Origin of the sequence: Pseudonocardia sp. (assembly GCF_029263155.1) — a bacterium.
Taxonomy (GTDB): Bacteria; Actinomycetota; Actinomycetes; order Mycobacteriales; family Pseudonocardiaceae; genus Pseudonocardia.
Genome location: NZ_JAJCYB010000031.1, coordinates 60839 through 83295 on the forward strand (window position 1 = coordinate 60839; position 22457 = coordinate 83295).

24 protein-coding genes, 1 other RNA gene and 1 pseudogene are annotated in these 22457 nt (G+C 72.6%); 19 read left to right on the forward strand and 7 right to left on the reverse strand.

Going from position 1 to position 22457, the window contains the following annotated elements:
- Positions 1-7: 7 nt before the first annotated feature.
- Positions 8-1855: a helix-turn-helix domain-containing protein gene (locus Q1K26_RS05375; protein WP_300008050.1), complete on the forward strand. Its 1848-nt coding sequence runs from the start codon at positions 8-10 to the stop codon at positions 1853-1855.
- Positions 1856-1946: 91 nt separating this feature from the next.
- On the opposite strand, the gene Q1K26_RS05380 is transcribed toward Q1K26_RS05375, so the two are convergent.
- On the reverse strand, positions 1947-2993 hold the full coding sequence (locus Q1K26_RS05380; RefSeq protein ID WP_300008051.1) for an alcohol dehydrogenase catalytic domain-containing protein: 1047 nt from the start codon (positions 2991-2993) through the stop codon (positions 1947-1949).
- Positions 2994-3159: 166 nt separating this feature from the next.
- Entirely contained in the window at positions 3160-3621 is a 462-nt protein-coding gene (locus tag Q1K26_RS05385) for a low molecular weight protein-tyrosine-phosphatase (protein ID WP_300008052.1), read from the reverse strand.
- Positions 3622-3735: 114 nt separating this feature from the next.
- On the opposite strand from Q1K26_RS05385, the gene cobC reads away from it, so the two are divergent.
- The 6 genes and pseudogenes from cobC (at position 3736) to Q1K26_RS05415 (ending at position 9359) form a co-directional block, all read left to right on the forward strand.
- On the forward strand, positions 3736-4830 hold the full coding sequence (gene cobC, locus Q1K26_RS05390; protein ID WP_300008053.1) for an Rv2231c family pyridoxal phosphate-dependent protein CobC: 1095 nt from the start codon (positions 3736-3738) through the stop codon (positions 4828-4830).
- On the forward strand, positions 4827-5999 hold the full coding sequence (locus Q1K26_RS05395; protein WP_300008054.1) for a Nif3-like dinuclear metal center hexameric protein: 1173 nt from the start codon (positions 4827-4829) through the stop codon (positions 5997-5999). The genes cobC and Q1K26_RS05395 overlap by 4 nt, the downstream gene beginning before the upstream one ends.
- A complete protein-coding gene (locus tag Q1K26_RS05400) occupies positions 5996-6733 on the forward strand; it encodes a C4-type zinc ribbon domain-containing protein (protein WP_300008055.1) in 738 nt (245 codons plus the stop codon). Before Q1K26_RS05395 ends, Q1K26_RS05400 begins: the two co-directional genes overlap by 4 nt.
- Positions 6734-6762: 29 nt before the next feature.
- Positions 6763-7398 (forward strand): annotated as a pseudogene (locus tag Q1K26_RS05405) (histidine phosphatase family protein); the annotation flags it as partial.
- 95 nt (positions 7399-7493) lie between these two features.
- The gene (locus tag Q1K26_RS05410) at positions 7494-8012 is read left to right on the forward strand and encodes a carbonic anhydrase (protein WP_363320424.1); all 519 of its coding nucleotides are present in this window, start codon (positions 7494-7496) and stop codon (positions 8010-8012) included.
- 12 nt (positions 8013-8024) lie between these two features.
- On the forward strand, positions 8025-9359 hold the full coding sequence (locus Q1K26_RS05415) for an SLC13 family permease (RefSeq protein ID WP_300008057.1): 1335 nt from the start codon (positions 8025-8027) through the stop codon (positions 9357-9359).
- Here the strand turns inward: Q1K26_RS05415 and Q1K26_RS05420 are convergent.
- Positions 9352-10113: a sulfite exporter TauE/SafE family protein gene (locus tag Q1K26_RS05420; RefSeq protein ID WP_300008058.1), complete on the reverse strand. Its 762-nt coding sequence runs from the start codon at positions 10111-10113 to the stop codon at positions 9352-9354. The two genes, Q1K26_RS05415 and Q1K26_RS05420, sit on opposite strands and share 8 nt — an antisense overlap.
- Positions 10114-10169: 56 nt before the next feature.
- On the opposite strand from Q1K26_RS05420, the gene Q1K26_RS05425 reads away from it, so the two are divergent.
- Together Q1K26_RS05425 and rnpB are read left to right on the forward strand one after the other, a co-directional pair.
- Complete coding sequence (locus Q1K26_RS05425) at positions 10170-10301, forward strand: hypothetical protein (protein ID WP_300008059.1); 132 nt, start codon at positions 10170-10172, stop codon at positions 10299-10301.
- 200 nt (positions 10302-10501) lie between these two features.
- Positions 10502-10915, forward strand: an RNA gene (gene rnpB / locus Q1K26_RS05430) — RNase P RNA component class A.
- A gap of 30 nt (positions 10916-10945) precedes the next feature.
- On the opposite strand, the gene Q1K26_RS05435 is transcribed toward rnpB, so the two are convergent.
- Both Q1K26_RS05435 and Q1K26_RS05440 read right to left on the reverse strand, forming a co-directional pair.
- Positions 10946-12055, reverse strand: a complete 1110-nt coding sequence (locus Q1K26_RS05435; RefSeq protein WP_300008060.1) for a site-specific integrase — start codon at positions 12053-12055, stop codon at positions 10946-10948.
- Between the two features lies 1 nt (position 12056).
- Complete coding sequence (locus Q1K26_RS05440) at positions 12057-12638, reverse strand: hypothetical protein (RefSeq protein ID WP_300008061.1); 582 nt, start codon at positions 12636-12638, stop codon at positions 12057-12059.
- A gap of 99 nt (positions 12639-12737) precedes the next feature.
- Between Q1K26_RS05440 and Q1K26_RS05445 the strand changes: the two genes are divergently transcribed.
- The 10 genes from Q1K26_RS05445 (at position 12738) to Q1K26_RS28670 (ending at position 20293) form a co-directional block, all read left to right on the forward strand.
- Positions 12738-12944, forward strand: coding sequence for a helix-turn-helix domain-containing protein (locus Q1K26_RS05445; RefSeq protein ID WP_300008062.1), 207 nt, complete (start codon positions 12738-12740; stop codon positions 12942-12944).
- Entirely contained in the window at positions 12941-13096 is a 156-nt protein-coding gene (locus tag Q1K26_RS05450; RefSeq protein ID WP_300008063.1) for a hypothetical protein, read from the forward strand. The genes Q1K26_RS05445 and Q1K26_RS05450 overlap by 4 nt, the downstream gene beginning before the upstream one ends.
- A 745-nt stretch (positions 13097-13841) precedes the next feature.
- On the forward strand, positions 13842-14807 hold the full coding sequence (locus Q1K26_RS05455) for a hypothetical protein (RefSeq protein WP_300008066.1): 966 nt from the start codon (positions 13842-13844) through the stop codon (positions 14805-14807).
- 1 nt (position 14808) lies between these two features.
- Positions 14809-16377, forward strand: a complete 1569-nt coding sequence (locus Q1K26_RS05460; RefSeq protein WP_300008068.1) for a phage/plasmid primase, P4 family — start codon at positions 14809-14811, stop codon at positions 16375-16377.
- Between the two features lie 245 nt (positions 16378-16622).
- Positions 16623-16781 (forward strand): hypothetical protein, encoded by a 159-nt coding sequence (locus tag Q1K26_RS05465; RefSeq protein WP_300008069.1) that lies wholly within the window; start codon positions 16623-16625, stop codon positions 16779-16781.
- Positions 16782-16841: 60 nt separating this feature from the next.
- Positions 16842-17132, forward strand: coding sequence for a hypothetical protein (locus Q1K26_RS05470; protein ID WP_300008071.1), 291 nt, complete (start codon positions 16842-16844; stop codon positions 17130-17132).
- A 143-nt stretch (positions 17133-17275) separates the two neighbouring features.
- On the forward strand, positions 17276-18922 hold the full coding sequence (gene istA, locus Q1K26_RS05475) for an IS21 family transposase (RefSeq protein WP_300008073.1): 1647 nt from the start codon (positions 17276-17278) through the stop codon (positions 18920-18922).
- Positions 18919-19209 carry a hypothetical protein gene (locus Q1K26_RS05480; protein WP_300008075.1) on the forward strand — a complete coding sequence of 97 codons (291 nt, stop codon included), beginning with the start codon at positions 18919-18921 and terminating at the stop codon, positions 19207-19209. Before istA ends, Q1K26_RS05480 begins: the two co-directional genes overlap by 4 nt.
- Positions 19206-19994 (forward strand): IS21-like element helper ATPase IstB, encoded by a 789-nt coding sequence (istB, locus tag Q1K26_RS05485; protein WP_300008077.1) that lies wholly within the window; start codon positions 19206-19208, stop codon positions 19992-19994. The genes Q1K26_RS05480 and istB overlap by 4 nt, the downstream gene beginning before the upstream one ends.
- Before the next feature lie 197 nt (positions 19995-20191).
- On the forward strand, positions 20192-20293 hold the full coding sequence (locus Q1K26_RS28670; protein ID WP_363320425.1) for a DUF2510 domain-containing protein: 102 nt from the start codon (positions 20192-20194) through the stop codon (positions 20291-20293).
- 306 nt (positions 20294-20599) lie between these two features.
- Here Q1K26_RS28670 and Q1K26_RS05490 read toward each other — a convergent pair whose 3' ends face one another.
- Together Q1K26_RS05490 and Q1K26_RS05495 are read right to left on the reverse strand one after the other, a co-directional pair.
- The gene (locus Q1K26_RS05490; RefSeq protein WP_300008080.1) at positions 20600-20815 is read right to left on the reverse strand and encodes a hypothetical protein; all 216 of its coding nucleotides are present in this window, start codon (positions 20813-20815) and stop codon (positions 20600-20602) included.
- A 102-nt stretch (positions 20816-20917) separates the two neighbouring features.
- The gene (locus Q1K26_RS05495; RefSeq protein WP_300008081.1) at positions 20918-21847 is read right to left on the reverse strand and encodes a phage major capsid protein; all 930 of its coding nucleotides are present in this window, start codon (positions 21845-21847) and stop codon (positions 20918-20920) included.
- Between the last annotated feature and the right edge of the window lie 610 nt (positions 21848-22457).

Sequence of the window (22457 nt, forward strand, 5' to 3'; positions counted from 1 at the left end):
TCCGACGGTGGCCCGGACCGTCGAGATCGAGGCGGCGCGCCGCTCGTTCCTCACCGCCGGATGGAACCTGGCCGGTCGTGACGACGTGCGCCCCGAGGTGCTGGCCTCCTGGCAGCGGTCCCAGGACCACGACGTCGACCCGGACCGGATCACCGCCCGCTTCCTCGGCCACCACCGCGACGCGCCACCCCTGGTGGTCTGCGGCGAGGAGGTCTTCGACGAGTTCCGCACCGCGAACCCCGATGCCGACTGCTCGCTGGTCCTGCTCGACGCCGCCGGGGTGGTGCGGTCGCGCCGCGACGCGGACCCGGCGCTGGGCACGCTGCTCGACGGCGTGCTCCTGGTGCCGGGCTACGGGTTCTCCGAACGGGCCGTGGGCACCACCGCCGCGTCGGTGGCGCTGCACGAGCAGCAGGGCGCCGCGGTCAGCGGGCCCGAGCACTACCACTCCCGGCTGCAGTTCCTGGCCGAGGCCGCCGCGCCCGTCGTCGACGGGACGGGGACCTGTGGCGTCGTCTCGGTGCTCGGCCACGAGTCGCGGGCCACGACGATGGCGCTGCCGCTGGCCCGGCTGCTCGCCGAGCGGATCTCCGACCGGGTCGCGGGCGAACCGGACCGCCGGGCCCGGGCGGTCCTGGACGTGTTCCGCGGCCGCTGCGTGGCCGCGCCCGGCGAGTGGGTGCTGGCCACCGACGGCCAGTTCGTCCTCACCAACCCCGCGGTGCGCCGGCTCGACGGGGCGGACCAGCGGGTGCTCAGCGACCTGCTGCTCGCCGCGCTGGCCTGCGAGGAGGAGGCCGACACCCACGTCGACCTGCCGTCGGGGAGCTGCGCGGAGGTGGCCACCGAGCGGGTGCACCTGGGCGGCCACCAGGTCGGCACGGTGCTCGCCGGGGGTCCGGCCGGGGCGCCCCGGGCCGCCGAGCAGCCGGAGTCGGTGCGTCGCCAGGGCTCGCACGTGGCGCCGACGGCCCGCCGCGACTACGCGCAGGACCTGCGCGGATCGGCCCGCCGCGCGCACGCCGCCGCCCGGATCCGCGCCAACCGGGAGCTGCTCACGCCGTACCTCCGGGCCCGGCACGAGGTGGCGGCCACGCTGAGCCGGGGCCGGTCGCAGCTGCTCATCGGCGAGCCGGGGGTGGGCAAGCGCCAGCTGGTGCTCGGGCAGTTCCGCCAGGCCTACCCGCACGGCCGGGTGACCACCGTCGACTGCGCCTCGTTCGGGGCCGAGTCGGGGGCCGGCCTGGGTCCGCTGGTCGACGACCGCCCGCAGCTGGTCCTGCTGGCCGGTCTCAACACCCTCACGGCGGTGGGGGCCCGCCGGCTCGACGAGGCCCTGCGCCCGCTCGTGGTGCTGGCCGCACCGCCGCGGGTGGTGGGCTGCGTCGACACCCCGGCCGTCGACGCCACCCGCCCCTACGGCCTGCTGCTGCGGCACTTCCACGAGATCACCCGGGTGCCGGCGCTGCGGCACCGGCTCGACGAGATCGGCGACATCGCCCTGTCGATCCTGCGCACGCTGGCCGGGCGCCGCTCGCTGCGGCTGAGCCTGCAGGTCGTGCGGGTGCTGGAGGGGTACGCGTGGCCGGGCAACATCAGTGAGCTGGAGGACGTGCTGCGCTACGTCGTCGCGCACAAGCCGGTGGGGGAGATCCAGCCGCCGGACCTGCCGCCGCTGTGCTTCCAGGGCCGGCAGCGCAAGCTGTCGATGCTGGAGTCCGCCCAGTGCGACGCGATCATCCAGGCGCTCTACGAGTCCGGCGGCAACCGGTACAAGGCCGCCGCGATGCTGGGCATCGCCCGGTCCTCGCTCTACCGCAAGATCGACGCGTTCGGTATCAGCTACATCGCCTGATCCCGGGCGCGGTGGGCCCGACCTGCGGCAAGGCCACCTTCACGCAACCAGGCTGCGTGAAGGTGGCCCTGCGGCAACTCCGAGCGCGCCGTCAGCTCGGGTTGATGATCACCTTCAGGGCGGAGTTGGCCGCGGCGTTCTTGAACACGTCGTAGGCCTCGTCCATCTGGTCGAAGGTGAACGTGTGGGTGCCCATCTTCTCGGCCGGGATCCGGCCGCTGGCCACCATCTTGAGCAGCGTGGGGATCGAGACGGTGTCCACCAGGCCCATCGTCATCGTGACGTTCTGGATCCACATGTCCTGCATCGGCAGCTCGACGGGCGTGCCGTGCACGCCGATGTTGGCGATCGTGCCGCCGGGACGTACCAGCGACGCGGCCGTCAGCAGCGTCTCCGGGTAGCCGACGGCCTCGATGGAGACGTCGACGCCCAGCCCGTCGGTGAGCGCGATGACGTCGGCCACGGTGCCCGGCCCGACCTCCACGGCGTCGGTGGCGCCGAACTCCAGGGCCTTCTCCAGCCGGAACTTGTTGGTGTCCACCGCGATCACCTTCGCGGCGCCCCACAGACCGGTCGTGAGGATCGCCGACAGGCCGACCGCGCCCGCGCCGACCACGGCCACCGTGTCCCCGGGCCGGACGTTGCCGGCGAGCACGCCGACTTCGTACCCGGTGGGCAGCGAGTCGGCGAGGAAGATCGCCTGCTCGTTGGTGACGCTGTCGGGCACGGTGTAGAGCGAGGTGTCGGCGTAGGGCACGCGGACCGACTCGGCCTGGGTGCCGTCGATGAGGTGCCCGAAGATCCAGCCGATGCCGCCGACGGTCTGGCAGTGCGACGGGATGCCGCGCTGGCAGTACTCGCAGCGGCCGCACTTGGTGATGGCCGGGACGAGCACGCGGTCGCCCACCGCGAAGCCCTTCACCGCCTCCCCGACCTCGGTGACCGTGCCGACGGCCTCGTGGCCGAGGATCCGGCCGTCGGTCACCGCGGCCACGTCACCCTGCAGGATGTGCAGGTCGGTACCGCAGATCGTGGTGGTGTCCACACGCACCACCACGTCGGTCGGATCCTGGATCGTGGCGTCCGGGACGTCCTCCCAGGCCTTCTTGCCAGGACCGTGATAGACCAGTGCCTTCATCGTGTCTCCGCCCGCTCGGCGGCCGCCCGGGCACCTCGTCGTCCCGGCGTCGGCTCCGCGAGCCGACGCTAACGACGTCGCGGGGGTGGGGACTGTCGCAGAATCGGACGATCGGGCCCGACCGTCTCCGCCCGGACGGGTCGAGTGCCCCGGATCCGGGACACTCCTACCTCCGCTCGCGCACCCAGTCCAGCAGCCCCGGGACCGCCGCGCGCACCATCGCGAGCACCTCGGCGAACCCGTCCTCCTCGCCGTAGTACGGGTCGGGCACCCCGGCGCCCTCCGGCGCGGCCGGGTCGAACGAGCGCAGCAGCCGCACGCGGTCGCGTTCGGGCACCAGGCGCTGCAGGTCGCGACGGTGCGAGTCGTCGAGGGCGACGATCAGGTCGGCACCGAGCTGCTCGGCGTCGACCTGGCGCGCCACGTGGTCGTGCGCGTAGCCCTCGGCGCGCAGCAGCGCGACCGCGCGGTCGTCGGCCGGACCGCCGACGTGCCAGCCCCCGGTGCCCGCGCTGGTGACGTTCACCCCGTCGGCCAGCCCGGCGCGCTCCAGCTCGTGGGCGAACACCTTCTCGGCGATGGGGGAGCGGCAGATGTTGCCGGTACAGACGAAGACGATCGATGGCACGGTGCTGTTTCTACCCGCCCCGGGCCTCCGTCTGACCCTGGGCCTCCTCCGTCGGCGCTTCCATCCCGGCCGGTCTGCCCTGCCCTCCCGGCTCCCGCTCCGTAGGGTTCGGGCATGGACCACGCCGCGCTGCGCCACCACGGCGACCTCGACGCCGAGCCGGGCCTGCTGGACTTCGCGGTGAACGTGCAGGGCAGCGGCCCGCCGCCCTGGTTGCGGGAGCGGATCGCCGCGGTGCTCGACGATCTGGGCCGCTATCCGGGCGCCGTGCACGACCGCGCCGCGCGGGAGGCGGTGGCACGCCGGCACGGGCGGCGTCCCGACGAGGTGCTCGTGCTGGCGGGCAGCGCGGAGGGTTTCGCGCTGCTCCCGGGGCTGCGTCCGCGCCTCGCCGCGGTGCTGCACCCCGGGTTCACCGAGCCGGAGGCCGCGCTGCGCGACGCCGGGGTGCCGGTCGTGCGCGTGTTCACCGACGGAGCGGGCCGGCTGCTCCCGGGTTCGGTCCCACCCGACGCCGATCTCGTGGTGATCGGCAACCCCACCAACCCGACCGGCGTGCTGCACCCCGCCGCCGAGGTCCGCGCGCTGCGCGCCCCGGGCCGGGTGCTGCTCGTCGACGAGGCGTTCGCCGACGCGGTACCCGGCGAGCCCGAGACCCTCGCCGGGGACGCCGACGTGCTGGTGTTCCGCAGCCTCACCAAGACCTGGGCGCTCGCGGGCCTGCGCGCCGGCTACGCGCTCGGCCCGCCGGAGCTGCTGGCACGCCTCGCCCGGCCCCGCCCGCCGTGGCCGGTGTCCACGCCCGCGCTGGAGGCCGTCATCGCGTGCTGCGAGCCCGCCGCCGTGGCGGAGGCCGCGGAGTCGGCCCGCAGGCTCGCCGTGCTGCGCGCCGAACAGGCCGCCGCGCTCGCCGCCGTCGACGGCGTGACGGTGCTGCCCGGCGTCGCCCCCTATCTGCTGCTGCGGCTGCCCGATGGCCACGGCGAGCGGGTCCGCGCCGAGCTCCGCGCCGCAGGCATCGCCGTCCGCCGCGGCGACACCTTCCCGGGCCTGGACGCCGACCACATCCGGGTGGCCGTGCGCCCGGCCGCGCAGGTGGCCCGGCTTTCGGAGGCCCTGGCTGTCGCCCTCGCCGACTGCAGCAAGGCCACCTTCACGCAACGGGATGGCGTGAAGGTGGCCATGCTGCACTCGGGAGGGGCGTCGTGAGCACCGTCGCCGATGTGATCGCCGTTCTGGAGGACGCCTACCCGCCGGCGCTGGCCGCCGAGTGGGACGCCGTCGGGCTGGTCTGCGGCGACCCCGACGAGCCCGTCACGCGCGTCCTGTTCGCCGTGGACCCGGTGCCCGAGACGGTCGCCGAGGCCGCCGAGCTCGGCGCGCAGCTGCTGGTCACGCACCACCCGCTGCTGCTGCGTGGGGTGCACGGCGTCGGGGCCGACACGCCCAAGGGCGCTCTGGTGCACCGGTTGATCCGCGGCGGCACGGCGCTGTTCACCGCGCACACCAACGCGGACTCGGCCGACCCCGGCGTGTCCGACGCGCTCGCCGAGGCCATCGGGCTGGCGGTCACCGGTCCGCTGGTCGGCGCCCCGGGACCGGCACTGGACAAGATCGTCACCTTCATCCCGGTCGGGCCCGCCATCACCGCGGTGCACGACGCGCTGTCGGCCGCGGGCGCCGGCCACATCGGCGACTACAGCCACTGCTCGTTCGCCACCGCAGGCACCGGGCAGTTCCGGCCGCTCGACGGCGCGCACCCCACGATCGGCTCGGTCGGGCGGCTGGAGCGGGTGGCCGAGACCCGCCTGGAGATGGTGCTCCCGCGCCGCATCCGCCCGCAGGTCGTGGCGGCGCTGCGCGCCGCCCACCCGTACGAGGAACCGGCCTTCGACGTGCTGGAGCTGGCCGAGATCCCGTCGTCGCGGGGCCTGGGTCGGGTCGGGACGCTGCCGGCGGCGGAGTCGCTGCGCACGTTCACCGAACGGGTCGCGGCCGCGCTGCCCCCGACCGCGTGGGGGGTGCGGGCGGCGGGCGAGGCGGACCGGCCGGTCGAGCGCGTCGCCGTGTGCGGCGGGGCGGGGGACTCGGCGCTCGGCGCCGCGGTCGCGGCCGGTGTGGACGCCTACGTCACCGCCGACCTGCGCCACCACCCGGCCTCGGAGCACCTGCTCGCGGGCACCGGGCCCGGGCGCCCGACCCCGGCCCTGGTCGACGTGGCGCACTGGGCGTCGGAGTGGCCGTGGTGCGCGCAGGCGGCGGGGGTGGTCCGCGCGGCGCTGGGCGGTAGCGTCGAGGTCCGCGTCTCGCGGCGACGCACCGACCCGTGGACCGTCGCCGCACCCGAGAAGGATGAGCAGAGGGGGAGTTCCCGATGAAAGCCGAAGCGGCCGTCCAGCGGCGCCTGCTCGACCTGGCCGGCGTCGACACCGAGCTGACGCGGCTCGCGCACCGCCGGACCTCGCTCCCCGAGCACGCCGAGCTCACCGCGGCCGAGGCGGCCGTGCGCGCCGCCAAGGACGCCGTCGTGGAGGCCGAGACCGATGCGGGCGACCTCGACCGCGACATCCGGCGCCTCGAGCGGGACGTCGACGGGGTCCGCGCCCGCACCGACCGCGACAACACGCTGCTCGCCGGTTCCGGCGTCGGTGCGAAGCAGGCCGCGGAGCTGCAGCACGAGCTGGAGACACTCGCCCGCCGCCAGTCCGTCCTGGAGGACGAGCAGCTGGAGGTGATGGAGCGGCGCGAGGCCCTGGAGGGCCATCTCCAGCACGCCCGGGTCTCCCTGGACGCAGCCGAGCGCGACCTCACCGTGATCAGCGAGCGCCGCGACACCGCGCTGGCCGACATCGACGCCGGGGAGGCCGGGCGCCGCCGCGACCGCGAGGAGGTCGTCGCGACGCTGCCGGCCGACCTGCTCGCCGCCTACGAGCGCCGCCGTGCCCAGCAGGGTGTCGGGGCGGCGCCGCTGCTGCAGCGCCGGTGCCAGGCCTGCCGCCTCGAGCTCGACCGCACCGCGCTGTCCGAGCTGCGGGCCGCGGCGTCCGACGAGATCGTCCACTGCGAGGAGTGCGGCGTGATCCTGGTCCGGACCCCGGAATCCGGTCTGTGACCACCGGGCCCGCATCCACGTCCGCGTCCTGGACCGGACAGGTCGGCGAACCCACCCGGCTGCTGCTGCTGCGCCACGGGCAGACCGAGCTCTCGGTGGGGCGCCGCTACTCCGGCCACGGCGACCCGGAGCTGACCGCGCTGGGGCACGCGCAGGCCGCGGGGGCGGCGGTGCGCCTGGCCGCGGCGGGCGAGGTCGCGGCCGTCCTCACCTCGCCGCTGCGCCGGGCACGGCAGACCGCCGCCGCGGTGTCGGAGTCCACGAACGCGCCGCTGGAGGTGCGCGACGGGCTGATCGAGACCGACTTCGGCGCCTGGGAGGGGCTCACGTTCGGCGAGGCCCAGCGGCGCGACCCGGAGCTGCACGCGCTGTGGCTGGGCAGCCAGGACGTCGCACCGCCGGGCGGGGAGAGCTTCGAGACCGTGGCCGGCCGGATCAGGGCCGAGCGCGACGCGATCCTGGCCGCCTATCCGGGGGAGACGGTGGTGGTCGTCAGCCACGTCACGCCGATCAAGATGCTGCTGCGCGACGCGCTGCGCGGCGGCCCGGAGATCCTCTACCGCCTGCACCTGGACCTCGCCGGTCTCTCGCAGGTGGACCTCTACCCCGATGGCGGCGCCAGCGTCCGGCTGGTCAACGACACGAGCCACCACCCGGCAGGCTGACGGCGCTGCCGGGGTCCCCGGCGCGGACTGCGGCTATCGTCGACCGGGCTGCGGCCCGACCGGACCGCGCGGAGGGAGGACAGCGGGTGTCGGCGATGGAGGAACTGCTGGAGCGGCACGGGACGGTCGGACGCCAGGCTGCGGCGTCGCGTGCGGAGGGCCTCCCGGCCCGGCCTGCGCTGCACACCGTCGTGGTGACCTGCATGGACGCCCGGATCGACGTGTACCGGCTGTTCGGGCTGGCACCGGGGGAGGTGCACGTGCTGCGCAACGCGGGCGGTGTCGTCACCGACGACGTCGTCCGGTCGCTCGCGATCAGCCAGCGCAAGCTCGACACCCGCGACGTGTTGATCGTGCAGCACGCCGGCTGCGGGTTGAGCACCTTCACCGACGACGAGTTCGCCGCGGAGCTGGTGGAGCGGACCGGGTCGAGGCCGGACTGGCGCTGTCACACCTTCGCCGATCCCGCCGAGAGCGTGCGGGAGGGCATGGCCCTGCTGCGCCGCAACCCGTTCCTGGTGCCGGGGATGCGCGTGCGCGGGTTCGTGCTGGACCTGGCCGGTTTCGGGCTGGCCGAGGTCGACGGGGACGGGAGCGCCACCGCGGTCGCCTGAGCGGCGCGCGGGGTGACGGTCGGTGTGCTCGACGGGGCGGGCCCGGCGGTCGCCGCGTCGCTGCTGCTGGCGGTCGTGCTCGTGTTCGCGCTGGCGCCGCCACGCGGGCTCCCCGAGGCCGTGGCCGCCGTCCCGGCCGCCGGGATCGCGCTGCTGCTCGGGCTGACCGCCCCCGGGGCGGCGGTCGACCGGCTCGTCGAGCTCGGGCCGACCATCGCCTTCCTGGCGGCGATCCTGCTGCTCGGGTACCTCGCCGAGGTCGACGGGGTGTTCTCGTGGCTCGGCGCGCGCCTGGCGACCGGCAGCCACGGCCGCCCGCACCGGCTGCTGGGACTGACCTTCGTGGCGGCGTCGGTCACCACGGCGGTGCTGAGCCTGGACGCCACCGTGGTGCTGCTGACGCCGGTCGTGCTCGCCACCGCCCGGCTGCTCGCCGTCCGGGCCCGGCCCCACGTCTACGCCTGCACGCACCTGGCCAACTCCGCGTCGCTGCTGCTGCCGGTCTCGAACCTGACCAACCTGCTCGCGTTCGCCGCGTCCGGTCTGACCTTCCTCGGTTTCGCCGCGCTGATGGCGCTGCCCTGGATGATCGTGATCGTCGTGGAGTACGCGGTGCTGCGCTGGTGGTTCCGGTCGGACCTGCGTCCCGGCCGCGGGCCGGTCGCCCTCCCCGCGGCCGACCTGCACGGCGTGGCCAGACCGGGGGTGCCGCCACCTGTCCCCGATCCGCCGCCGATCCTCGACGCGCGGCCGCCGCGGGCCGCCCTCGCCGTGCTGGCCGCGACGCTCGCCGGGTTCGCCGTCTCCTCGTTCCTCGGCGTCGAGCCGGTGTGGGTGGCGCTGGCCGGCGCGCTGGTGCTCGGCGGGCGCGCGCTGGTCGCCCGCCGCGTCCGGCCCGTCGCGCTGGTCCGTGCCGCGGACCCGCTGTTCTGCCTGTTCGTGCTCGCGCTGGGCGTCGTCGTCGAGGCCGTGACGGCGCACGGCCTGGGCGCCGCCCTGGCCACGCTGGTGCCGGCCGCCCCGACGCTGGCCGGGCTGCTGGGGCTGGCGGCGTTGGCCGCGCTGCTGGCCAACCTGCTCAACAACATCCCGGCCACGCTGGTGCTGCTCACGGTGCTCGGCGACACCCCGCACCCGGGGCTGGTGCTGGCCGCGCTGATCGGCGTCAACGTCGGCCCCAACCTCACCTACGTGGGCTCGCTGGCCACGCTGCTGTGGCGCCGCGTGCTGGCCGGTACGGACGCGGCCCCCGCGGCGCGCGAGTTCGTCGCGCTCGGCCTGCTGACGGTGCCCGCCGGGCTGGTCGCCGCCGTCGTCGCGCTGTGGGCGGGGCTGCAGATCAGCTGAGCAGCAGCGCGATCCCGACGGCGACGCCCAGCAGCACCACCGCCCACCGCAGCACGTTCTCGGGCAGCCGTTGCGCCACCTTCGCCCCGAGGAAGCCGCCGACCAGCGTGGTGGGGGCGAGCAGGGCCACCGCGAGCCAGTCGACCGGGGCACCGATCGCGAAGATCACCACCGTCACCGTCGCGACCACCAGCGACAGCATCCCCTTGAGCGCATTGAGCCGCACGAGGCGGTCGTGGGCGCACAGCGACAGCGTCGCGATGAGGATGACGCCCAGCGCGCCGCCGAAGTAGCCGCCGTACACGGCGGCGACGAACACGGCGGGCAGCAGCGCGGCGTTGCGGTCGGGCGCGCCGGCGTCGGGCGTGCCGATCCAGCGCCGCAGCCGCGGACCGAGCGCCATCAGCGCGCTGGCCAGGAACACCAGCACCGGCACCACGGTCTCGAACACCGCGTCCGGCAGCACGAGCAGCAGCGCGCACCCGAGCGCCGATCCGGCGGCGGCGACCGCGGAGGTCCGCAGGATCCGCCGCCGCTGGCCCGCGAGGTCGCGACGGGCCCCGACGACGAGACCGAGGTAGCCCGGCCACTGCGCCACGGAGTTGGTGACGTTGGCGGCGAGCGGCGGGAACCCCACCGCCAGCAGCGCGGGGAACACGAGCAGCGACCCACCGCCCGCCACTGCGTTCACCGCCCCGGCCAGCAGCCCGGCGACGAGCAGGAACGCCAGGGAGAGCGGCGAGGCGTCGATCACGCGCTGACGCTATGCCGGGGGCCGCGGACCCGCCCGCCCAGGGGGAGACTGGACCCGTGGACGGCGACGACGGCGGCGACCCCGTGTGCTGGCTCGACCAGGTCTGCCCGGAGTGCGGTGCGATGCCCACCGGTGACGGCGAGGCGACCGCCGACCGGTGCTGGCGGTGCGGCACCGAGACGACCTGAGAGGCCGTCGGGCGTCACTCAGGGTGCACGCGAGGCGCGTGCCCGCCGTGGAGGCCCCGATGTCCAGAACCGTCCGGACCCTGATCGTCGTGCTGCTCACCCTCGCCGGCCCGGGCGACCGCTCCCGCGTCGTGCTGGACGTGGCGCACCCGGACCTGATCGGACCCCACGTCGCCGCCCGCGTAGACTCTCGGCGCGGACGAGCTGGCCGGGCGGCCGCGTCGGCGGTTGCGCCCAGCAGGATCGGGCGGAGTCGCCGCCGAGGAAAGTCCGGACTCCGCAGGGCAGGGTGGTTGTCAACGGCAACCCGGGGCGACCCGCGGGACAGTGCCACAGAGAACAGACCGCCCCCGACGCGAGTCGGGGGTAAGGGTGAAACGGTGGTGTAAGAGACCACCAGCACCCCGGGTGACCGGGGTGGCTCGGTAAACCCCACCCGGAGCAAGACCAAGAGGCCCCGCAAGGGGCTGCGCAGGCGTTCGAGGGCGGCCCGTCCGAGCCTGCGGGTAGGTCGCACGAGTCTGCCGGCGACGGCAGGCCTAGATGGATGGTCGCCGAACGGTGCGCCGCGAGGCGCCCGGGAACAGGATCCGGCTTACAGGCCAGCTCGTCCCACCTCATCGATCTGACCTGCCTGAATCGGGTCAGGGGCTTGTTTCGGTCCGCAGTGAGTCCGCATCTCGATTGATCTTGCCGAGAACGGAGTCGATCGCCGCCCGCGTGGTGTCGTCGGAGTCCGGCCAGAGGTGCGAGTACGTGTCCAGCGTTTCGGCCGCCGTCGCGTGACCGAGCCGCGCCTGAACGACCTTGACGGACTCGCCGTGCCGGATGAGCAGCGATGCGTAGAAGTGCCGGAGATCGTGCATGCCCGTGCCCGCAGGGGCCGATTTCACCGCAGCGACGGCAGGCCGCCACACGTGGCGCGAGAACCACGGGCGACGCAGCGCCACATCGTTGTCTCCGACGAACAGGAGTCCGTCAGGACCGGCCCCGTAGATGCGAAGGTGCTCGGCGAGTGCTTCCGCGACCACGGTCGGAAGCGGCACCGTACGAATGCTGGCGGCCGTTTTCGGCGGTCCGAACTTGGCACGCCCGTTCACGCTTCCGATCAGCTGACGGTCGACTTCCAAGGAGCGCCGGAGGAAGTTCACCCGATCCTCGGTGAGACCGAACGCCTCACCCTGCCGGAGCCCAGTGCCAGCGCACAGCACGACGAGCGCCCGGTACTGGGGTGGTACGGCGTCGGCGAGCCCGTCAACGGCGTCAACGGGGAGGGGAACGACCTTCGTCCGCACCTTGCGGGGGAGCTTCGTCGAATCGCAGGGCGAGACGGTGATCATCCGGTCACGGACGGCCGCACGGAATACGGCAGAAACGATGCCGTGCAGGACGTGCACAGTCGACGGCGCAAGCGCGAGGCCCTTCACCCACGATTGCACTTCGCTCGGCCGTACGTTGCTCACCGCGCGGTCGCCGAACACCGGGTAGGCGTGGCGACGAAGCATCGTCTCGACGTGCGCGGCCGAGGACGGACGGTGGACCTGCGCGGCACGCCAGCTCTCGGCGTACTGGCGGAAAGTGACCCGGCCGGCCTTCGGGTCCACGTACTGACCGGTGACGACCGACGCCGTCACCTCGTCGAGCCACCGCTGGCCGTCGACCTTGCGCGTGAAGTGCCGCGCGTGCTCGCGGCCGTCCGTGTCCCGGTAGCGGGCGCGCCAACGGCCGTCGGGGCGCTTCTGGATGCTCGCCACGTCAGATTCCCTTCCGTCCGCGAGTGGTCGGTGGCAGCAGTCCTGCTGCGCGTGCCTGCTGGACGCGCCGCGCCGCAGTTCGCTCGGTTGCCCCGAGCAGCGCAGCGACCGCCTTCACCGGCGCGTCGGCGACGTGCTCCCGGTAGATCCGTGCAACCTCCTCCAGTTCCTCGCGCGACGGACCGCGAGCCCCCCGCGGGGCCGTCCGGGCGCGGTGGAGGTCGTTCCGCATCGCCCACGCCTGCGTCTCTGTGGGCGGCCACGTCGTCGCGAACTGCCCCTCCGCCGGGGCCGTCTGGATCGGCTCCGCGACGTGGCCGAAGATGTTGACGGCCAGGTTGTCGAGGTTGAACACCGCCATGTCGGCGCTGCGGATGCCGCGCCCGTCCGGCTTGACCTTCACTGTGATCTCGACGACCTCCGGTCGACCGTCTCGGATCTCGCACCGCACGAGACCGTCGGGGCCGCCGTCGTCGCCCACCATCTCTAGGTGAGCGGTCCGCGGGACGAGCGTGTCGCCGAGCCGCACCGGCCCTTGACCGCGGTTGTCACCCCGGACCTTGGACGTGCCGATCCATACCATCGAGCAACCTCGCCAACTAGTAAAACGCCATGTGTCATGGTTGACCCTGCCAACTATGTGCCAGACTTGTCAACGTTGAACGCAGATGGAGGCAATGTGATGGACGAGTTCATGACCACGGCGGAGGTCGCGCGCACGCTGCGGACCAGTCCTGAGACCGTGAGGTACTGGCGGCACGTCGGCCGCGGTCCCGCGTCCTTCCGCGTCGGCAGGCGCGTGCTCTACGCGAGTGCGGATGTCGAGCGCTGGATCGTCGAGCAGCGCGCCGCGGAGTCGGGCCGCCGGGCGACGGACAGCGTCGCGTGAACGCCGAGAAATACGCCGCCTACGTCGAGCGGATCGTCGATGAGGCCCCGGAGTTCACCCCGGAACAGCGCGTCCTGCTCCGTGCGCTGCTGGCACCGTCGAGCGACCATGTCCGGCCGATGACGCCGAAGGGCAACCGCACGGCCGCGTGAGATCGGCGCACCGACTCGACCACCCGGTGACCGCGCCATTTCCGCGAATGCGAAACGGCACCCCCTATTCGACCGGAAGCAGGGTCGGGGGTGCCGTTCGCCGTACATTTCGAAAGGGTCACGGCTGATGACCAGGGATAACTATACCCGCGTGACCGCGGACCCGTCACCGGCTCGACGTCGTTCGCGTCGGTGCAGCCGATCGTCTGCCGAGCGCCTGCTGGCCAGCGCACGGGAGCCGCTGCGGCGGTGGCTCGGCACGCTGGCCGAGGATCGGCTGTGGGTGCCGGTGGCCGAGTTCGTCGATCAGGCGCGCTACCGGCTCGATCTCGCCCCGCCGGTCGGCCGGGGCACCGTCGTCCGGGAGCTGGCCGACCGCGACGACCCTGGGCCGTTGGAACGCGCGGCGTGGGCGGGCGGGCACCGTACTTCCTGGGATCGCCTGCCCGATCACGTGCGGCCGTGCGAGCAGTGCGGGGGGCCCCTAAACCTGGAGCGCAGGTGTCCGCGCTGCTCGACGCCGACTGGGCACCGATCCGACTGCACCGGGTGCGCGGCGACGCACATCGGGTGCTGGCCGCTGCCGCCCGCCCCTCATCGGCCTGGCGCGTGTCCGGGGTGCACCTACGCGGCGATCCTCGCCGGTGATCGCGTGGTCCGACGACGGGCGGCTCACGCGCTGCTCGGCGCGCTTCCGGGCGTTGACGTCGACGCGTTGCGGCCGGGCGACGCGGAGCGTGCCGACGTGGCTGAGGTGCTGGAGCCGCTGCGGCTGCGGATTCGGGCGACGACGCTGGCCGAGCCGCGCGACGAGTGGCTACAACCGACGTGGCACGCTGTGCGGCCGGTCGTGCTCGGTGAGCTCGCGGCGCTCGATCTGCTCGCGGTCGTCGAGGGCCCGGCCGGTGCGGTGCCGCTGGCGGAGCACCCGATCGACCGGGCTGGCCTGGTCCGCGTGCACCCGCCCGGGGACCCTGCGCCGAACGACGCCGAACTCGACCGGCTCGACGACCTGCACGGACGCGCCGATCTCTATGACGACGCCGTGGCCGATGCGACCGGGCTGGAGCGCCTGTACGGCCTGCCGCTCACCCTGCGCTCGTTCTGCGGCCAGCACGCCCCGGGCGACGTGCATCGGTTCATGGAGGTCGTGCGCAGGTTCACCGCGAACGGGAAGCCGCACCCGGCCGAGGGGTGCCCGACCGACGACATCGAAGGCATGTGCTGGGCGCCGTATCAGGTCGTCGGCTCCGGCGCGCCCCCTCCCGCGGCAGGGTGCTGGACCCGGGCCGCGTCGGTGCCGTACCGCCCGGGGTGGCTCGATCGCCCGCGCACGTGGCGCTCGCCCGACGGCTCTCCGCGGTTCACCGTCGAGCCGTACGTCGGCCCTGATGGCGATCTACCTCTGCTCGCCGAGGTGGCGCGCGACGTCATCGGGGAGGGTCTGCCGCTGCGGCTCGACGGCCCACCCCGGCCGGGCGTCCGTGATCCCGATGCTGTGCTGCTGGTCTTCGCGTGGGTACCGCCGGTGGAGCCGCTGCCCGCCGAGTTCCGTCCGATGATCCGGAACGAGTCGCTCGACTCGGTGTTCGCCGGACAGCTGCACGGGGACCACCGACGCATGCGGCACCGCGACCCCGAGTTCGTCGCAACCGACCTGTCGCTGTGGACCGATCAGTGGCGTCGGCTCGGCGCCGGAGAGGTTGCCTGACATGGCCAGGAATCCGGAACCGACACAGGCGAGTGAGGATCTGCTCGCCATACAGCGCATGCACACCGTCGATACGGACCTTTCCTGCGTGGTAGCCGAACGGGTGCTGCGAAACCGATTCCGGTGGTCGCCGGGCGCGCACTGGCGTCATTGGGACGGCACCCGGTGGGCCGATTCAAATGAAGCGGTGCCCGTCGAGCATATCCGCGCATGGCTGTTGGGGCTGCTGTCGGAAGCTGCACGGCTCGCGTCGATCTCGGCGGAACGGGCCGATATCGTCAAGCGTCTCACGACACTACAGAGCGCCGGTCGAATCGGGAGCATCGTCAAACTGTGTCGCGGAATCAGCGGAATCTACACGGACGATGCGTCGTATGATGCCTTTCCCCTCCTACTGAACACGCCTACGGGCGTGGTCGACCTGATGACAGGTGATATCGCGGAACACCCCCGGCCGGATCTGCTGATGACTAGGATCACCCGCGGAAACTACAGATCCGGGTTCACGCACCCGGATTGGGCGAAAGCGCTGGAGTCGCTACCCGCTCCCGAGCGGGAGTGGTTTCAGGCGAGGATCGGGCAGGCGATCACCGGGCACCCGACGCCCGACGGGATCATGCCGGTTCTCCAGGGCTCCGGCGAGAACGGAAAGAGCCTGCTTACCACCGACGGATTGGTACCCGCGCTGGGCGACTACGGTTCGCTCGCGTCAGCCAAGTTGGTAGCGGCCAACCGCGGTGGCGAACATTCCACCGAGATGGCCGATCTCCGCGGGAAACGCCTGCTGATCGCCGAGGAGATGACCGAGGGCCGCGCGCTCGACGTCACGATGATCAAGCGGATCCAGGACGTCGGCCGGATCCGGGCCCGCGCGGTCTACAGGGACAACATGGAGTTCGATGCGTCGCACTCGCTGTTCGTGACGACCAACTATGTGCCGGTCGTGAACGAGACCGATCACGGGACATGGCGTCGGCTGGCCCTGCTCCGATTCCCCTACACCTTCCGCAAGCCCGGGGAACCGCTCGACCGGCCGACCGACCGCGCGGGCGACCCCGGGCTGAAGTCGCGGCTTCGGCGGGGCGGGGAAGGCCAGCACGATGCTGCCGTGACGTGGGCCGTCGAGGGTGCCCTACGCGTCGCCCGGGACGGCCCGACCGCGCTCGCGGTGACGCCGACGATCACGGCCGACACGCTCGCATGGCGCGGCACCGCGGATCGGATCCTGGCCTACTGGAGCGAACGCCTGGTCGCCGATCCGGCGGCGATGATCTCGGCGGCCGATCTGCTCGACGACTTCGGCGGATGGTTGATCACCAACGGCCACCGGGCGTGGTCGCGCGAGACCTTCGGGCCACGGTTCGCCGAGCACTTCCTGTCGCAGCGGCACGGGGTCGCGCAGCGCCGGACGCGCGACGTCGCCGGGATCGCCCGACGGCCCGCGACGTCGCCGGGCTGGACGATGCCGCAGAGCGCTCCCGCGACGGCCCCGTCGCAGCCGTGGGTGTGGTCCGGCGTCCGCTGGCGCACTCCAGCCGACGACACTGCCGGCTCGGCCGCAGTCGCCTGACCAGCGCAAACGGGTTGCTGTGCCGAGTGTGCCAAGTTGCCGGGAACTTTTGCTAGAAGCCGCCTTACGCGGAAGGTTTCCCGGAACTCGGCACACTCGGCACAGGCCGCGAGTTGCCGATCTTGTGAAGATCAACAATGCGACTCATAAGGCGAGGATCGGGGCCTGCGCCCGCGGCACTCGACGTGCTTCAGCGGCACTCGACGTGCGCGACCTGAACGGGCGACTGCTCGACGTGCTCGACGTTGCTGGGCGGGCTCGACCTGCGCGACCTGCACTTCTGGCGCTCCTGGCTGGATCCTGCGGGTGGTGCGCGGTGCAGGCGCTGGCCCGGGACGGGGAGGTCGCGGCGGGTCACGCTGGTGCTCGACACCCCTCCGGAGACGATCCTGCTCGCGGCGTAACGGGACGAACCGGCCGCGCGAAGCAGTTAAGACACCCTCAACGTCGTCGGGGAGCGCACCATGGGCCTGATCCGCAAGTCGCTGATGATCGGTACAGCGGGACTCGTCCGGGGCAGCTCGAAGAAGCAGCGCGTCGCGAAGGCACAGCTCAAGGAGCTGCGGGAACAGACGCGGATCATGGCCGAGCAGGAGCGGGCCGAGCAGCAGGACCGCGAAGCGCGGTTCGCCGCACAGCAGGCTCCGGTGCCGACCGGTAGCCACGAGCAGCGGAAGGCCGAGCTGGACCGAATCCGCGCGGAGGTGTCGGCGATCATGAAATTCCCCAGGTTGGAGGGGTTCACGATCAGGTAATTCCCCACCCGGCGATTACGTAATTCCCCACGGGGAGCGCGTGCGTGTCGGTCCCGGGTCTGGTCCTCGCAAGACCACAGGCTCCGGCCTCGTTGCCCTGCAGCGAGGCGAGGAGCGAGGCGTTGGCGAGGAGGACCTTCGACATGATCGATATCGTGGAGATCTTGACCCACTGGTACGCGGGCCGGTCGCAGAACGAGCTCGCGGCCAGTCTCGGGGTGGATCGCAAGACAGTGCGCAAGTACACCGCTCCGGCGCGGGCGGTGGGTATCGAGCCGGGCGGGCCGCCGATGGCCGAGGCGGACTGGCGCGCGCTGGCGACCGGGTGGTTCCCGGGGCTGGTCGACAGCCGGCTGCGGCAGTCGTCCTGGCCGGGGATCGAGCCGCACCGCGACTACATCACCGTCCAGCTGAAGGCGGGGGTGACGGTCGCGACGATCCACCAGCGCCTCGCCGACGAGCACGACGTGACCGCGTCGGTGGCGAGCGTGCGCCGGTGGGTGCGGGGCAACCTGCCCGAGGAGGCGCGCCGCGCCCAGGTCACGGTGCTGCGTGACTGCCCGCCCGCGGGATCGGAGGCGCAGATCGACTACGGCCGGCTCGGGATGTGGTCCGATCCGGCGACCGGGCGCCGGCGGACGGTGTGGGCGTTCGTGATGGTGCTGCCGTGCTCGCGGCACATGTTCGTGCGCCCCACGGTGTCGATGGATCAGCGGGAGTGGACCGCGGCGCACGTGGAGGCGTTCGCGTTCTTCGGTGGCGTCCCGGCCCGGTTGGTGCCCGACAACCTGAAGACCGGGGTCGACAAGCCCGACCTCTACGACCCGAAGATCAACCGGTCGTATGCGGAACTGGCCGCGCACTACGGCACCCTCGTCGACCCGGCGCGGGCGTTCAAACCGAAGGACAAACCGCAGGTGGAACGGCCGATGCCCTATGTTCGGGACTCGTTCTGGCGGGGCCGGGACTTCGGCTCGCTGACCGAGATGCGCGCCGCCGCGCTGGTCTGGTGCGTCGAGGTGGCCGGGGCGCGGGCGTGTCGACCGCTCGACGGTGCGGCCCCGGCCGCGGTGTTCGACGCGGTCGAGCGCGACGCGCTGGCACCGTTGCCGACCGGCTCGTTCGTGCTGGCCACCTGGTCGTCCGCGCGGGTCGGCCCGGACATCCACGCGTCGGTCGCGGGGACGCTCTACTCGGTGCCGTGGCGCCACATCGGCGACCGCCTCGACGTCCGGTCCACGGAGTCGATGGTGCAGCTGTTCCACCACGGGACTCTGGTCAAGACCCATCCGCGCCGCGACCGCGGAAAACAGACCGATCTTGGCGACTACCCGCCGGAGAAGATCGCCTTCCACATGCGCACCCCGGTCTGGTGTCGCCGTCAGGCCGCCGGCATCGGCCCGGCCTGCGCCGCGGTGATCGAGGAGTTGCTCACGGAGAACGCGCTGTTCCGGCTGCGCGCCGCTCAAGGCGTGATCGGGCTGGCCGAGCGGCACAACCCGGCCCGGCTCGAGGCGGCCTGCGCGAAGGCCACCACGGCGGGGGATCCGTCCTACCGCACCATCAAGGGCATCCTCGCCGCCGGCACCGAGACCGCTCCCGCGACCCGACCCAGCGGTGACGCCGGAGCAGCGGCGCACCTACACGGGCCCACGCAGCTGTTCGCCGACGTCATCCCGCTGCCCACCGTCACCGGCCCGGCCGTCGCGGACGCACCCACCGCGGTCTCCACGCTCGTCACCATCACCGCGACAACCACCGCGTCGGCCTGCAGCGAGGACGCATCATGAGCCCCGACCCGACCGCCTCGACTGCGTCGGACCTGGCCACCAGCGACCCCGCGCTGCTCGTCTCCACCGACACCACCGCCGCACCCGTCACCGCCGGGGAGATCGCTGAGTTCCTGCGCCACCTCGCCGACCTGCGCACCAGCGGGCGTGACACCGACCCGGAGGCGCGCGCGCAGTTCCTGCACCGCAAGGCCGGGCTGTTCACCCGGCTCGACCCCGATCCCGACCCCGACCCCGACCCTGGCGGCCCGGCCGGGCCGCCGGCGACCGGACGGCGCACCCCATGACCCCGACGAGCGCGCCGATCATCGACAACAACGCGCTGACCGCGTCGCTGCGCGCGCTGAAGCTGGGCGGGATGCTGCAGACCCTCGACGCCCGCCTGGCCCAGGCCCGCGCCGGGGAACTCGGACACCTGGAGTTCCTGCAGGTCCTCTGCCACGACGAGATCTCGCGGCGCGAGACCACCTCGATCGCCCGCCGCACCCGCCGGGCCAGGTTCGAGGAGACCCTCACCCTGGAAGGGTTCGACTTCACCGCGAACCCGAAACTGCCCGCCGCGCAGATCCGAGACCTGGCCGCGCTGCGCTGGCTCCAAGCCGGCGAGTCGGTGATCCTCTACGGCCCGGTCGGGGTCGGCAAAACCCATGTCGCGCAAGCCCTGGCGCACCTCGCGATCCGGGCCGGCGCCGAGGCCCGGTTCATCAAGACCAGCCGTGCACTGGCCGAACTCGCCGGCGGACACGCCGACGGCACCTGGACCCGACGGCTACGCGAGCTCGCCCGACCCGCCGTCCTGGTCCTCGACGACTTCGCCATGCGCGAGCTCACCCCCGCCCAGGCCGACGACCTCTACGAACTGATCAACGAACGCTCCGGCCGCTCGTTGATCCTGACCTCGAACCGCAGCCCGGTGGACTGGTATCCGCTGTTCCCGAACCCCGTCGTCGCCGAGTCCCTGCTCGACCGACTGATCAACAACAGCCACCAACTGCTCATGAACGGGGCCAGCTACCGACCCCGCAAGAGACCCGGGCGCGCCGTCCCCACGGCCTCCACGACCACCAGCTAGGCTGTCCACAACGGACCAGACCTGGGGAATTACCTGATCACAGCCCCTGGGGAATTACCTGATCGCCCACAGCGGAGGCCCGCACCGACCCCGCGCCGGTCGGCAGTCCCGAGTGGCACAGGAACCAGCAGGCCCGCATCCGCGACGTGGCGACGCTCTCGTCCGGCAGCCAGATTGCACCGGCGCAGCCCGGGCCGGTGACGCCACCGCAGGGCTGGTACCCGGACCCCGAGCGCGGCGACCTCCTGCGCTGGTGGAACGGTTCGGCATGGACTGAGAGCACCGCGCCACGCGGCTGATCGTCGAAGCTCTACTTCTGTCGCGGATGCGGCGGCTACTCAGGTCGGGTGCCAGCGCTCGCCGGGTGCTGAGACCGCCAGTGGGTGCGTCACGGGCACGCGCGGCCACTCGGGGGACGCCCGACACGCGACGGCCGGTCTACGGCGATCTCAGGCCCCGGCAACCGAACGTCCTGCTGCGGCTCGCACCCTGAGCCCGACGACAGTCCGGGGTGGAGGGGGAGGGGTAACCCCTCGACGGGGGGTCGCTCAATACCGGTCCGTGCTGCCGCTCACACCGCCGACGGCTCTGGGACTATTTGTCGATCACGTCCATGAATGGACGAATAGAGCATTATCCCAGCTCAGGAAGTCATCGAGCTGGCCGCCAAGCTGCCCGTCGAGGTGCCCGTCGAGCTGGCCGTCGAGCTGCCGGTGCCCGTCGAGGTGCCCGTCGAGCGGCACGGTGGGCGTCGAGCTGACCGTCGAGCCCCCCTCCGGACGCAGAACAGCCCCCGTCGACGCGGATCGTGCGGGACGCACGTCGACGGGGGCTGTTCACCTCCCCGAGGTGGAGGGGCAGCCCGGCACGGGCCTCTCATGGCGGTACCGATGCCGTGCTGCACCCTCGATTCTACGCCGAGATCAACTCGCGTAGGCGTGGCCTGCGGGGAGCACGATCGCGGCCGCCGTGGTGGGTGCGCCGGCTGCGTTCACGGGCTTCACGAATCGGAATCCGATCCGCATTGTCACGCGGGCCGCCGTGCTGTCCTGCTGTAGCAGGTTCGTCACGATCGCGCCCGTTTCGTCCTGGAGCACACCGGTATTGAACAGTTCGAACCGGATATCCTGCCGGATGCCGACGAGGACGTTCGACCAGTCGGCCACGATCACTTCCGCGGCCGTCGGGTCCCAGTACACCGGATCTGTGGCGATCGGCATTCCTGCGACCATCAGCGGCATTGCCTGGGTGGCGCCGACCGGGCTTCCGGTGAACGCGTCGGAACGCGTGGCGGATGCCTTGAACTGCCACCCGGAACGCACCGCGGCGGCCGTCGGGTTGGCTTCGGCATTCGACACGACCTCCGCGGCGCCGAGCATGTCGGCCACCGGGTCGGCCGTCGGGGCGACGTAGTTCCCGGCCGCCAGCGCGTGGGCGTAGAGGCTGCTGCCCCACGATGCCGGCGCGCCTTCGCCGAACAGCGCGGAACGGTCGATCCGTCGCGAGAAGGCGCGAACGATCGTCGGCCGCATCACGGCCCACAGGTCGTATTCCGAATCGGCGATCACCGAGTCGGGGATGACCACGATCGCGGCGATCTCCTCGGCGACGAGCGGTTCGTTACTGAACTCGGCCTTGGTGACCCCCTTCAGTCCGACGTCTCCGCTCACGAAGAACGCGTCGGGTGCTTCGCTCAGAACGGGGACGCGGCTGTCCTTCGTGCTGGTCGGTACGAGATTGCCGAGCCGCATCACGGTGGAACGGGTGCGTACGTCCCCGACGATGATCTCGCCGATCTGCTTGGGAATCTCACCGGCCGCGCCGACCCGGTCGACGATATCTGCATATGCCATTGAACTACTCCTGGAGGAATTGCGCAGAACGCGCAGAGTTGGGAGCGGCTGCGGTAGCCGGGATGGCCTCCAGGACCACGCCCGCTCGCCGTCGGGCGTCCGCGGTCCCGTCGGGGCGTCTCCGGCCTCCAGGACCGTCGCCCGCGGGGCCGGAACCGGGCCCCTCGTTGCCGTGCAGCGGTGCCAGCCTCCAGGGTCGGGCTCCGCGTCGTGCGGTCGCGTCGTGCGGCACCTCGATGCGGCCGACGCAGAACGGGCGGGCAACCCGGTGGCAAGTACCGGAGTGCCCGCCCGTTGTGGCGGTGAAGTCTAGCGGGTCGTGCGGCTACCGCCCGCCTTCCTCCCGTTCGTCGCCGGGTGCCGGGTCGTCGATGTTCTCCAGCAGGAAGCCTGCCTCCCACGAGTTCTCGTCGACGATCGATTCCATGTGGGCGACGTTCATTTCCCGTTTGGCCTGCTGCCGGGCAGGCAGTGAGCCTTTCCCAGTAGCGGGGCCGGGCGGCTCGGGCGACACGCCGAGGGTGCGGAGATGATCAGATTGGGTGCGGGACCTCGGTAGAAGAGACGGTCCGCCAAAGATCGACTCTCACCGAGGTCCCGCGTGTCCGAT

Coding starts and splice junctions, on each gene's coding strand:
- Q1K26_RS05380 (WP_300008051.1), bottom strand. CDS start 2,993: ATGAAGGCACTGGTCTATCACGGTCCTGGCAAGAAGGCCTGGGAGGAC.
- Q1K26_RS05470 (WP_300008071.1), top strand. CDS start 16,842: ATGGGCCTGATCCGCAAGTCGCTGATGATCGGTACAGCGGGACTCGTC.
- Q1K26_RS05445 (WP_300008062.1), top strand. CDS start 12,738: ATGGACGAGTTCATGACCACGGCGGAGGTCGCGCGCACGCTGCGGACC.
- Q1K26_RS05495 (WP_300008081.1), bottom strand. CDS start 21,847: ATGGCATATGCAGATATCGTCGACCGGGTCGGCGCGGCCGGTGAGATT.
- Q1K26_RS05440 (WP_300008061.1), bottom strand. CDS start 12,638: ATGGTATGGATCGGCACGTCCAAGGTCCGGGGTGACAACCGCGGTCAA.
- Q1K26_RS05400 (WP_300008055.1), top strand. CDS start 5,996: ATGAAAGCCGAAGCGGCCGTCCAGCGGCGCCTGCTCGACCTGGCCGGC.
- istB (WP_300008077.1), top strand. CDS start 19,206: ATGACCCCGACGAGCGCGCCGATCATCGACAACAACGCGCTGACCGCG.
- istA (WP_300008073.1), top strand. CDS start 17,276: ATGATCGATATCGTGGAGATCTTGACCCACTGGTACGCGGGCCGGTCG.
- Q1K26_RS05480 (WP_300008075.1), top strand. CDS start 18,919: ATGAGCCCCGACCCGACCGCCTCGACTGCGTCGGACCTGGCCACCAGC.
- Q1K26_RS05460 (WP_300008068.1), top strand. CDS start 14,809: ATGGCCAGGAATCCGGAACCGACACAGGCGAGTGAGGATCTGCTCGCC.
- Q1K26_RS05410 (WP_363320424.1), top strand. CDS start 7,494: ATGGAGGAACTGCTGGAGCGGCACGGGACGGTCGGACGCCAGGCTGCG.
- cobC (WP_300008053.1), top strand. CDS start 3,736: ATGGACCACGCCGCGCTGCGCCACCACGGCGACCTCGACGCCGAGCCG.